Raw genomic sequence first — 12,597 nt, forward strand, 5'->3', positions numbered from 1 at the left:
TAACACTAATTATAAAATAATAAGCTATATTGCACCAAATGAATTTTTTCAAAATAAAAAGAGTTTTCTTTTTTGCACTGTTTTTACTGCCGTCCTTATCTTTTGCACAATTAGTAAATACCAACGGCAGTAACCAGGCTACTGCTATACAAACTGCCGTACCTTTCTTACTCATAACTCCGGACTCTCGTTCGGGTGGTATGGGTGAAGCCGGGGTTGCACTATCACCGGATGCAAACTCTAACTTTTGGAACCCGTCAAAATTGGCTTTTATTGAATCTCCGGATAATGTATCCGTTAATTATAGCCCATGGCTCAGGTCACTTATCCCGGATGTGACACTTTCCTATTTAGGTTATGCACACAAGCTGGATGATCGTAATACAATAGGGGCCGCTATCCGTTATTTTAATGTGGGTACGATCCAGGCGTATGATAATTTGCAAAACTTCCAGGGTAATTTTATATCCAGCGAATATTCAATCGACGCTTCATTTGCACGAACTTTTGGTGATGAGTTTTCACTTGGTTTGACCGCAAGATACATCCGTTCTAACCTATCGAACGGTTACTCTGCATCAGGCGTAACTGCAAAGCCCGGTAATGCTTTGGCAGCAGATGTATCCATGTATTATAAAACAGAGGCGCAACAATTTGGCAAGGACGCATTGTTCTCATTCGGCGCTAATATTTCTAATATTGGTACCAAGATCAGTTACTCAAATGACGGTACTAAATATTTTCTGCCTACCAACCTGAAGATCGGTATTGCCGACATGGTTAATCTTGACGATGTTAACTCTGTTACGTTTGCATTTGATATCAATAAACTATTGGTGCCTACGAGACCTAACAGCGATGTTTCGGTACCATCAGGTCTTTTTGGTTCATTTTCTGATGCTCCTTTAAGCGAAGAAATTCAGGAATTAAGCTTTTCGCCGGGTCTGGAATATTGGTATAATAAGTTATTCGCCTTAAGGGTCGGTTATCTGTATCAAAACCCTAATAAAGGCGGGTTGCATTATTTAACCCTGGGAACAGGATTTAAATATGAAGAGTTCGCTTTTGATTTCTCATACATAGCAGCCAGTCAGCAAAGCAGCCCGCTGGCAAACACTTTGAGATTTACTTTATCAGCTAATTTCGGATCGACCACCAAACAGTAAATGGCTAAAATAAAGGTAGGTTTCGGCTTTGACGTACATCAGTTAAAAGAAGGCCACCCTTTTGTGCTTGGTGGTGTAACTCTCGAACACCATTCAGGTGCATATGGTCATTCTGATGCAGATGTGCTGCTTCATGCTATTTGTGATGCATTACTCGGCGCTGCCAATCTGCGCGATATCGGTTATCATTTTTCGAATAAAGATGAACGCTGGAGAGGGATCAGCAGCCTGATCTTATTACAGGAAGTTGTAAAACTGTTAGCCGAAAAAGGCTGGTCTATAGGCAATATCGATGCTATGGTATGCCTCGAAGCGCCAAAGATCAATCCACATATCCCGGCTATGAAGATTCACATTTCAAAAGCAGCCGGTATAGACGAGGAAGATATCTCCATAAAAGCTACCACCAACGAGCAATTAGGCTTTATCGGCCGCGAAGAAGGTGTGGTTGCTTATGCAGTTTGCCTGATCGAAAAGCTTTGATTATTTTGTTGCTTTAGCAGTTTTTCCCTTCACACTCACACTACCCGTACGTTTCAACACACCCCAGCCACTTAGTTCACCCTTTAACGCCTTTCGTATCGATTTAAACAAAACGTAATACATCAGCTGGCGCCATATAAAACGTTGCGGAATAATGTAGACGAGTTTCTTGTAATCTTCGCGCTCCATGCGGAAAGCAATGATTGACACTAAGAAGTCGATCAGTACAAAAGCGACATAATAGGCAAGTATTTTGCCAGGCTTATCACCAAGCAGGCCGATAATCATCATCAGATCGGCAAGTGGCGAGAATAATGGCAATATGATCTGGAAGATGAGGATGTTAGGCATACCCACCATACCGAAGAATTTATATTTTTTGTTGAACAGCGCGTCGCGGTTTTTCCAGAAGCTTTGAATCACACCAAAACTCCAGCGGAAACGCTGTTTTAACAAGGCTCCTAAAGTTTCTGGCGCTTCGGTATAAGCAATGGCCTCTGCACAGTTTTTAATGATATAGCCTTGTTTTAGGATACGCATGGTCAGGTCACAATCTTCAGCCAGAGTATCTGAAGTAAAACCACCAGCTTTTTTAATTGCTTTTTTGCGGAATGCACCTATTGCTCCGGGAACTACCGTGATACTGTTGATCAGGTCAAAGGCACGGCGGTCCATGTTTTGAGCCGTGATGTACTCGATTGACTGCCAACGAGTAATGATGTTATTTTCATTGCCAACTTTTACTGTACCCGCTACTGCGCCAATTTCATCATCGGTAAAGTAAGTCATCAGGTGATAAATAGCATCATTTTTTAACTGTGTATCAGCATCAATACAAACTGCGTAATCATATTGCGAATGACTGATTCCAAAATTTAGTGCCGAAGCTTTACCTCCATTTGGTTTGGTAAATACTTTTACTACCGGGTGATTGCCATAAGCGTTGTTAACGATTTCATAAGTTTTATCCTTTGACCCGTCGTCAACAAAAATGATCTCCAGGTGAGGATAATCCAGCGTTAATAAACTTTGGATAGTCTTGATAGCAGTAACCTCTTCGTTATATGCCGGAACGATAATACTTACCGGCGGTAGATCGGCAGCCGGAAGCAGTTCCGCTTTTTCTTTTTTATCCTCGTAGTACTGACGGATTGCCAATATGCCGATCAGCAGAATACGCCCCATTGCCAGGAAAATAGCAGTGAGGAACAGGTAAAGGAAGAACCAGTTACCAAAGAAGATTCCCTGGATAAAGATGTCATAAAAAGTGCCCATGATGCCGCTATTGGCATCGTCTCTTATAGGCGGCATCAGGTCAGCTTTATCCTTATGCAAGACATCGGCAATGGTGGTGAATTTATAACCGTGACTTTTAAAGAAATGGATGATCTCAGGTAATGCTTTTACGGTTTCCTCACGGGTATCACCCCCTGCATCATGAAGCAATAGCATTGTCCCGGCATCTTTTTGCCTTATGGTACGGGCGATGATACTATCGGCTGTTACGCCAGGCTGCCAGTCCCAGGGGTCAATAGATTCACCAATAGTAATATAACTTTGATTCCGGCTTTCGGCTACCGGAATAACTTCCGCCAGAGTTTGTGGCTCAGCATCTGCGTTAAACGGTGGCCTGAACAGGATAGTGCTGCGTCCTGTAACCGACTCGATGAGTTTACGCGTTGCATTCAGCTCCAGGTTCACCCTTGGAATACCGATAGTGGATATATCCGGATGGAAGAAAGTGTGGTTGCCAATCTCATAACCTTCCTCAAACTCACGCCTCAGTATAGGTATATTTTTTTCGGCCATTGAGCCCACTACGAAAAAGGCCGCAGGAACATGTTCTCTTTTTAAGATATCGAGAATGCGCGGCGTATAGTCCGGATCAGGGCCATCATCGAATGTTAAAACGATCTTCCCCGGAGCATAACCGTAGCGCCTGATCACATATTTGGTAGGTAGCTTAATATAATGCTGATTGGTAATGGCATAGTTTACGGTGTCCATTGCCACATCGATCTGCCCGGTAGTTGGCGTAGTTACCAAATCTAAAACTTCACCTTCACCCGCATAGTCAATACGGTTATTCAAACCGACTGTTTGCAGACGCTTGATGTCAACGCCGGTTTTTTTCAATGAGTCGATCGACAGGTTTTTCTGGAAGAACGACCATAGACGAGGGTCTTCAGAACCTAAGCGCCATAATGCCACACCGCCTGTTGCCCAATCGTCTGCCTTGCGAATCACGTTGAAATTGGTAGCTGCATCGGTAAAATAAACAGTATGCTCTAAGCTATCAAGATCATAATACGTATAATGTAAGTTCGCAGAGGAAGGATCAAAGGTGATCTTGCTTTTGTTTTCCTGTGCAAAAGAAATAGCCTGCTGATAGCTGATAGCCTTTCCTGTGCTGCTTTCGGGCCAGTCATAACCACCACCCTGAACGGTGAAAATGACTTTTTCGCTTGGGATTTTGGCGCAAACATTATCCAGTATTTCTTCGGCCCAGTGTTGGTTTGAAAGATCTCCGGCGTTACTGTCCTCTGTATGCTCGTCAATGGCCATAATGAACAGGAAGTCGTTAAAACTTGCCAGTTTGGCCAGGTCGTACTGGTCATCTTCGGGCCATGCATTGGTAGTTATGGTATAACCCTGCGGATGAAGTATTTCATATATTTCTTTTTGGAACTCAATAAAATTCTTGTCGTTGCGGTTCTTGATGTTATCCAACTCCAGGTTGATTCCCTGGAAATGATATTTGGCTAATTGTTTTGCAATACTATTGATAAAAGTAGTGCGGAGCGCTTTGTTTTTGATGATCCGGTATACATCCTTGCTGTCAAAACCGCCTTGAGTCGCATTGTAATTAATGTAATTGGAGATAGATACAAGGACTGGTTTCTTATATTTTTTGTTCAGGTTAGTAAGACCGGTATCAATCTTAGCAGTGATAGTATCCTTACCGGGAGTAACGGTAAAACCTTCCGTCACCACCATATCCAATCGACCTATATGATCAACCAGTGAAGTATAGGCCTGTGGTTCCCATGCGCGGTAAAAAGCCGCGTTGATGCGGTCCTTATTATTCGGGTGCCTTAGCTGATGTTTCTTTAAATTTCGCCTTAATGCTCCGATCTTTTCCGTATCGATCTTGAAGCTTTTGAATTTGGTCGACTTCTTTAACTGCTCTAACTCCTCCTTGGTAAGTTTTTTTGGAGCGGGATTAAGATTGGGCAGAATGGGGTACTGCTTGGATGTAACAGTAACCGCCGCGGCTACCACAGCAGCAGCAAGTACAATGAGCAGGAACCGGCTAAGCCACTTAAAACGCGTCCACCTGCCGGGGGTATCAGCTTGAAAAACCTGTTTTTCGGCCATTAAGATTTATATATCTTGAACTATATAACTGGTATTGTGATAAAGCTTATTTATCTGCTTTAGGTACTTCAATTTTTGAAAAATCAACCCCGCACTTACAATTTGTTCCGCAACCTTTTTTGGCAGTAAGGCTTTTATAAACCAAACGGCAAACATAAAAAATGGCTGCGACAAAAAGTAATATCACTATGATTAACTGAATATTCATGTCACAAATTTAATACATTTTCACAATCTATATACGAATATACAAGTGTAAAAGTATAAGGTTTTACTTTCGCATGAAGGCAATGGTGCCGCCCACCCAGTCAAAGTCCTTATTATAGCGTACGCCGATCATTTTTCCTTTGCTCAGGCGACCAAGGTTGATGGCAAGCGTAGGCTTATCCGCGCCATTTGGCCACAGGTAAAGCAAGCGTATTTCGATCTTCACACCGCCATCCGGTGAGTGCAAAGCGGGTTCATAATTCACTTTCTGCTGCAATATCCAGTTCTCGGGGTCTTTTATTCTTTCGATGTCTTCCCTGGTCACATCAATAATTACACCCTGTCCGGCAAAAGAGAATAAAGGCTTCAATACATAATTCTCAAGATCAGACGGAATGTCTTTTACCTCATTTAGGAATTGTGTTTTTGGTACATAATCCCCCTTCAGAAAAGGCATAGTGAACTTGCTGATGCGATAGAACCAGTTAGGATGCGTGATCCACTCCACATCAAGCGGTTTGCGGATATCGACAACCTTATTGAAAATATCCGGGTCACTTTCTATCTCATCAAATATCAGGCGGTTATATATTCTTTTGATGGATTTTAGTTCGCCGTTAACATTATAAAACAGTTTGCCATCTTTTTCGATCAGATCACTCAAGGATACCACCGGTATACCGATATAATTTTGGGTGATGAAAAAATCAACGGCTGTTTTTTGCTCTGGTGCGTTTACATCCATCAGAACAACTTCGTCAGGCTGATATGGGCCGACGACAGTTTTTCTAAGCAGATCAAGATACTCTTCCCGCTCCAAGCCATTAAAGTAGATGGTCCAGTTATCGGGGATATCAAAGGACTCCTTATATTGATCACCTTGATATACCTGGAAGCCATAAAGCGACGGAAACCCCTGCAATTCGATCAGTTTTGGAACAATTTGCCCGTTCTCATCCTTACAAACACCAAAATCGAGCGCGATGAAATGCGGATGATCATTTTCATTGGCCACACGCCATTTTTTAGGAATAGCCCTTTCAGTCAGCTGTTTAAAATCAGGCTGAAGGATAACATTGATGATATCTTCGCCTGCGGCTAACAGCTTGTCACGAAAATCATCCGTCAGGAAAATAGGTGTTTCTGCTACGCGAAATGGTATTTTTTCTTTCAGGCCATCATTCAGCGCGGTCAACAAGCGCTCGTACTTTAATGGCGTAAAGTTATCGTTGAATGCTTTCCTGGCTGATGGATCCATATTGGGGGAAATTGTAAATCGTTGCCTTCATGTCATTGCGAGGGACGAAGCAATCGCGAACTGTGCTTCTTCGCCCTGTATAGTATGCGATTGCCACGCTATCGCTCGCAATGACAGTTATTATTACGCCTTTTTATGCTTCCTGCAAACTCAAAACCGCCTGATCTAAGAAATTTGGAATAACGGTGTTTTGGGTATGCATTATTTTATCCGGGTCTTCCAAACGCTCCAGCATCTCGTTGTACTTGTCCTGCCCGTGCTCACTTATCACATCATTCTTCTTCTCTTCTTTTGACAGATGGGCCTGCATGCCTATTGCATCTGCTTCAGGGTGGAACTGTGTCGAGATAAAATAATCACTAAAACGGATAGCCATCATCGCACGCGGCAGATCAACATATGGACGCTCTTTTTCTATCGCCAGCAATTGCATGCCCAGGTCGGCAAAACGTTTCTCATTTGGATGGATTACCTGCCAGCTTCGCGAATCAACCGCATAAAATGGATCAGCCAATCCATCAAAAATCGGGTCATTTAAACCGGCTTTGGTTTGATGAACCGGCAACACGCCAAATGAAGGTGAGCGCCGAGTGTTAATTTCACCCAATAGATATTTGCGGCACATCAGCTGAAAAGAATGGCATACGAAAAACACATGCTTCTTTTGCGGATTGTTAGACAGGTTATGATCTTCCAGTTTATCGATCAGGTTAAAATATACTTTTTCCCATGGGGTACCTTCGGTGATCAAAGGATCACCCGGACCTCCGCTGGAGATGTAAATATCAAAATCCTTATAATTTGGCGCCTCACATTTGCCGCGCACATCAAATATTTCGTAGCTCAGGTTGAGCTGATTTTTTGTTCTATAGCGTTTTAAAATATCCTGGAACCCACGCATACCCTCATTGGGTATCCCATCGTACAGATCTAGTATGGCTACTTTTATTTCATTCATCATTTTATGCTGGGATTTGAGACGTGAGATTTGAGATGTGAGACAAAAAGTGTAGTGTCAAGTCTCATATCTCAAATCTCATATCTCACATCTTTTCTAAATTCCTTTTAATGTTTGTGACGTAATATAATCCACCACGTCTGCAAAGTTACTATTTTGCTGATAAACCGCGAGCTGACGGTCGGCACCAGTACCGTGCTCCAGTATTTTGTGAACATATTGCAGGTCTTCGCGACAGCCCAATTCATCAACCACGTCATCTACAAAATCCAGCAGTTCAAGTACTAACGCCCTGGTATTTACTTCCAGCTCCTTACCAAAGTCGATCATTTTACCATCGATACCATAGCGCGCAGCACGCCATTTGTTCTCGTTGATCAACGCCCGGTTATACGTAATAAACGACATGTTTTGTTGGCGAAGTTTATACAATTTGGCGCACAAAGCCTGGAACAAGGCCACAAAAGCCATCGTCTCATCGATCAGCATCGGGCAATCGCATATACGAAATTCGATGGTCTCGAAAAATGGGTGCACCCGGATATCCCACCATATTTTTTTGGCATTGTCGATACAGTTGGTTTTTACCAGCAGTTTGATATAACGGTCGTATTCCTCGATGCTGCTGAAATAATCAGGAATGCCTGTACGAGGGAATTTGTCGAATACCTTAGTCCGAAATGACTTAAAGCCAGTATTTCGCCCTTCCCAAAATGGGGAATTGGTCGACAAAGCATAAACGTGCGGCAAAAAGTAACGTACCTGGTTAGCGATATGGATAGCCAGATCACGAGACTGGATACCCACGTGCACATGCAACCCAAAGATCAAATTAGAACGAGCGGCTTCCTGCATTTCATCCACGATCTCAAAATAGCGGGGATGATCAGTGATCAGCTGGTGCTGCCAGTGCGAGAAGGGGTGTGTTCCAGCCGCGCCAATGCGCAAACCAAGTTCCCCGGCTAATTGTGCCACTGTTCCGCGTAGTTTGCCCACTTCCTTTCGTGCCTCGGCGGTGTTGCGGCAAATGTGCGTACCCACTTCCACCACGGCCTGGTGCATTTCGGCCTTTACCTGGTCCTCGTGTATCTTTTGGGCGCCATCAACTATTTTCTGGTCGTGCGATGTCAGTTCCCTGCTCACAGGGTCAATCACCATAAATTCTTCTTCAACACCTAAGGTAAACTCGTTCATAATTGTTAATTGGTTTAGTTATCCTCCTACTTTAAGGAAAGATGTCTATATCCATTATAGCGATGGGTTTCAAACCCATCGCTATAATGGATGAGGTATTATTTTTTTGTCACTACTTTTGGCTTTGCCGCTGTTTTCGCTGCTGTCTTTTTAGGTACAGTCTTTATCGTTCCCTCTGATAATATTTCGTGATCTATCTTACCTGTAGCGGCATCTTTTTTACTCGCCTTCTTCTCAATTTTCTTTTCTGATGATAAAAGATCCTCTTTAGCTGCACCAGTCTTCACATACTCGCCCCAGGTTAAATTATCCATGCCGTCTTTTTGCTTTTTGGCGCGCTCGATGGCGTAATCGGCAGCAGTTTCTACTACCCAGTCGAAGTTTTCCTGGCCTACGCTGGTAACCTCAGCATCAGGTGCCGGGTTGCAGAAATCGATAGCATAAGGCACACCGTTGCGTACGGCAAATTCAACGGTATTAAAATCGTACCCTAAGTATTTATTCAGCTTGATTACGTACTCTTTTACCTGGTCCAATAATTTCTTTTCAGCAGGAGCCTTGCCATGCTCATAACGCAGGTGATGCGGGTTGCGAGGCTCGTACTGCATAATACGCACATGCTTGCCGCCAATGCAATAGCAGCGGAAGTAATCCTCAAAGATGATCTCTTCCTGCAGCATCATTACGTATTGTTTGGTTTGATCGTATTTTGGCCACAAGTCTTCCAAACTGGTGATCTGGTAAACCTCTTTCCAGCCGCCACCATCGAACGGTTTCATATAAGCAGGGAAACCTACATAGTTAAATATTCCTTCCCAATCCAATGGGTAAGCCAGGTTGCGGAAGGATTGATCTGTTGTATCAGGAGGCAATTCCTTTGACGGCAGGATAACCGTTTTAGGAACAGGCACTCCGATCTTAACCGCCAATGCATTATTAAAAAATTTCTCATCGGCGCTCCACCAGAACGGGTTGTTAATGACCGCCGTTCCGCAGATGGCAGCGTTTTTAAGCGCGGCCCGGTAAAAAGGAACGTCCTGCGATATACGGTCGATGATCACCGCATAATTCAATGGCTCAGCCTGCAGCACCTTATCGATGCGCACAAACTCTGCCGATATATTTTTTTCTGCCTTCTGGTTGATCCGTTCAACAAAAGCATGGGGGAATGAATTTTCCTGACCGAAAAGAATGCCTATTTTTTTCATTGTCGTAATTTGTTTTTCAGTGGTAATGAAGCTATCATGAACCGTGTTAATTTGATTTGTAGTTCATGATGGTTTCATGGGTATATTGTTTGAAGTTCTAAACTCTAATTTCTAAATCCTAAAGAGTCAATTCTCAAATCTCACGTCTCAAATCTCACATCTACGGGATAGTGGACAGATAATGCGGGAACATCGCCCGCCACATGGGCCAGTCGTGGTCGCCTATGCCGCGGATATCCAGCCAATGATTAATGTTCTTTTGCCGTAAAATGTTTGACAGGTGATCGTTATCCGGTCTGCAAATATCATGTTCAGCTGTGCCGAGGATGATATTCATATTCCATAAATCCGGTTGATTACTGCCCGGCAGGTAGTCTGGCGGATTGTTATAAAATATATTATCGTCATAATACCCGTCCACAAACTGTTTCACATCAAACGCACCGCTCATGCTGAACAGGTGCCCCACTTTATCCGGGTGCTTCAGCGCGAAGTTAGCCGCATGGTAGCCGCCAAAGCTGCATCCTGCTGTGGCCACTTTGCTTACGCCGGTTTCGTGCATGGCCCAGGGAGCAAGTTCCTCATAAAGCATTTTATCGTAGTAATTATAGTTCCTGGCCCTATCCGCCGGGGGAACGCCTTTGTTGTACCAGGTGAGCCAATCAAAGCTATCGGGACAGTAAATTTTTACTAATCCTTCCTCTACAAACCATCGTACCGACTCGATCAGCCCCTCATCTTTATTCTGAAAATACCTGCCCTGAGAGGTCGGGAAAAGGATAACCGGGTAGCCGCGCGTGCCGAAGATCAGCATCTCTACATCGAGGCCCAGGTTGTGCGAATACCATTTGTGATATTGTTCTGTCAAACTATAGCTGCTTTAGTAAGTGTAAGTTAAGTGCTTTGATTTAAAATGACAACATTCTGTCAAATTATTCCGTACATGTCATTTCATAAATAGATAAAACCTATTTTTGCCACCTTGTAATATTTTGATAGAGATGTATTTGAGCTGGATTGATAACGAAATGACCCTGACAGAAACCCAAATAACCATTGCTTCTGACGCTTTGAAAAGAGGGGTTACCATAACATTGCTGCTACCCGAAGAAAATGAAATAAGCGAACCTGTTAACCTGTTATTACTGAATGATGGCCAGGAAGCCGATAACCTAAAAATAAAAGAAAGCCTGGAAAGCTTATATAATATTGGCGCTATAAAACCTGTGCTGGTTGCCGCTATCCATGCGGGTGACGAGCGCATACAGGAATACGGCACTGCCGGAATTCCCGACTTTAAACAACGCGGCTCTAAAGCAGCAGCTTACACCAAGTTTATTGTAACTGAATTATTGCCTGTCATAAAAAAGGAAACCGGTATAACCGATTTTAATTCGACTGCCTTTGCCGGATTCTCTTTAGGCGGATTATCTGCCATGGATATCACCTGGCACTATCCGGAGTTGTTTGACAAGGTGGGCGTATTCTCAGGATCATTCTGGTGGAGAAGCAAAGATCTGGGTAAAAACTATACCGATAACGACCGTATTATGCACGGCATTATCCACAATACCGCAAGCAAACCTGATTTGAAAATTTGGCTGCAAACCGGCACCAAAGACGAAACTGCCGACAGAAACATGAACGGCATCATCGACTCGATTGATGACACCATCGACCTGATAAAAGAATTGGAAAACAAAGGCTACACCCGCCCGACGGATATTCAATACCTGGAAATGGTTGGCGGTGCGCACAATGTGGAAACCTGGGCTGAAGCTATGCCGAAGTTCCTGGTATGGGCATTTGGGAGGTAATCTTCTTTGTGTCAAAACATCGGGTGTCACACTGAGCCTAGTCGAAGTGCGGCGCGTAGAGGCCTTTGCCCACCATGCTTCCCTTCGACAAGGCTCAGGACAGGCTTGTGCCTCAGCATGACACCCTTTGTGAGGCAGTAATTTATCTTAGAATATTGGTATATTGCAGTTTAATCAAATTGCAATGAAACTGTCAAAACCAATCATAACTGCTTTTGCGGTAATTACTTTTATCGCATCCTGGTCGGCCGCACATGCGCAGGATGGCTATAAATATGTCCCCGAATCCAAAGAACTATACGCCAAAATCGTACACATGGATAGCGTGCTGTTTAACGCCTACAACAACTGCGACATGGAAACGCAGGCCAAAATATTTTCAGATAACCTGGAGTTTTACCACGATAAAGGCGGTTTATCTACCTCCAAAAAAGATGTGCTTGATGCTATTAAAAGAAATATCTGTGGCAAAGTGACCCGTGTATTGGTACCAGGAAGCATAGAGGTTTATCCTATAGCCGGTTATGGAGCTGTCGAGATAGGCTTGCACCGTTTTATTAATCATCAGGAAAGCGAAACTCCATCCAAGCCGGATAAGTTTATTTGTGTGTGGCAGCAAAAAGGCGATACCTGGCAGGTGACGAGGGTGATTAGTTTGCATTAGGCACCCTCGTCATCCCGAACTTGTTTCGGGAACCCACAGTACAGGTCGACGCTTGCTTGGTCTACGTTTGTATGTAGCAGACTTACCTTATCGCAGACTTTTATGATGGGGTGCTGAAACAAGTTCACTGTTGTCCGGTAAAAATCGATGAAGGTCAATAAAGATGCGCTTATAGCTTGGAATGGTGGTTTACGTTACAAACCCTGACTCTAAGCCGCTTATTTTAAGTTGAATGGTAGATGGGAGGTTGGTGGACAGCTTTTC

Annotated in this window: 10 protein-coding genes; 4 read left to right on the top strand and 6 right to left on the bottom strand. The window is 43.6% G+C overall.

Annotated features, from left to right (window positions below; genetic code table 11):
* Positions 1-38: 38 nt before the first annotated feature.
* Positions 39-1,166 (top strand): type IX secretion system outer membrane channel protein PorV, encoded by a 1,128-nt coding sequence (porV, locus tag VIM89_RS21520; RefSeq protein ID WP_488158251.1) that lies wholly within the window; start codon positions 39-41, stop codon positions 1,164-1,166.
* Positions 1,167-1,649, top strand: a complete 483-nt coding sequence (gene ispF, locus VIM89_RS21525; RefSeq protein ID WP_488158252.1) for a 2-C-methyl-D-erythritol 2,4-cyclodiphosphate synthase — start codon at positions 1,167-1,169, stop codon at positions 1,647-1,649.
* Here ispF and VIM89_RS21530 read toward each other — a convergent pair whose 3' ends face one another.
* The 6 genes from VIM89_RS21530 to VIM89_RS21555 all read right to left on the bottom strand — a co-directional run bounded on the left by VIM89_RS21530 (position 1,650) and on the right by VIM89_RS21555 (position 10,720).
* Positions 1,650-5,027, bottom strand: a complete 3,378-nt coding sequence (locus VIM89_RS21530; protein ID WP_488158253.1) for a trifunctional glycoside hydrolase family 18/polysaccharide deacetylase/glycosyltransferase family 2 protein — start codon at positions 5,025-5,027, stop codon at positions 1,650-1,652.
* A 271-nt stretch (positions 5,028-5,298) separates the two neighbouring features.
* Positions 5,299-6,492, bottom strand: a complete 1,194-nt coding sequence (locus VIM89_RS21535; protein WP_488158254.1) for a hypothetical protein — start codon at positions 6,490-6,492, stop codon at positions 5,299-5,301.
* Positions 6,493-6,625: 133 nt separating this feature from the next.
* Positions 6,626-7,453: a type 1 glutamine amidotransferase gene (locus VIM89_RS21540; protein WP_488158255.1), complete on the bottom strand. Its 828-nt coding sequence runs from the start codon at positions 7,451-7,453 to the stop codon at positions 6,626-6,628.
* A gap of 93 nt (positions 7,454-7,546) precedes the next feature.
* Complete coding sequence (locus VIM89_RS21545; RefSeq protein WP_488158256.1) at positions 7,547-8,644, bottom strand: carboxylate-amine ligase; 1,098 nt, start codon at positions 8,642-8,644, stop codon at positions 7,547-7,549.
* Positions 8,645-8,742: 98 nt separating this feature from the next.
* The gene (locus tag VIM89_RS21550) at positions 8,743-9,852 is read right to left on the bottom strand and encodes an ATP-grasp domain-containing protein (protein ID WP_488158257.1); all 1,110 of its coding nucleotides are present in this window, start codon (positions 9,850-9,852) and stop codon (positions 8,743-8,745) included.
* Positions 9,853-10,012: 160 nt separating this feature from the next.
* Positions 10,013-10,720 (bottom strand): esterase family protein, encoded by a 708-nt coding sequence (locus tag VIM89_RS21555; RefSeq protein ID WP_488158258.1) that lies wholly within the window; start codon positions 10,718-10,720, stop codon positions 10,013-10,015.
* Between the two features lie 160 nt (positions 10,721-10,880).
* On the opposite strand from VIM89_RS21555, the gene VIM89_RS21560 reads away from it, so the two are divergent.
* The gene (locus VIM89_RS21560; protein ID WP_488158259.1) at positions 10,881-11,669 is read left to right on the top strand and encodes an alpha/beta hydrolase; all 789 of its coding nucleotides are present in this window, start codon (positions 10,881-10,883) and stop codon (positions 11,667-11,669) included.
* A gap of 184 nt (positions 11,670-11,853) precedes the next feature.
* Positions 11,854-12,333 (top strand): nuclear transport factor 2 family protein, encoded by a 480-nt coding sequence (locus VIM89_RS21565; protein ID WP_488158260.1) that lies wholly within the window; start codon positions 11,854-11,856, stop codon positions 12,331-12,333.
* Positions 12,334-12,597 lie beyond the last annotated feature (264 nt).

Source organism: Mucilaginibacter sp., from assembly GCF_036568825.1.
GTDB lineage: Bacteria > Bacteroidota > Bacteroidia > Sphingobacteriales > Sphingobacteriaceae > Mucilaginibacter.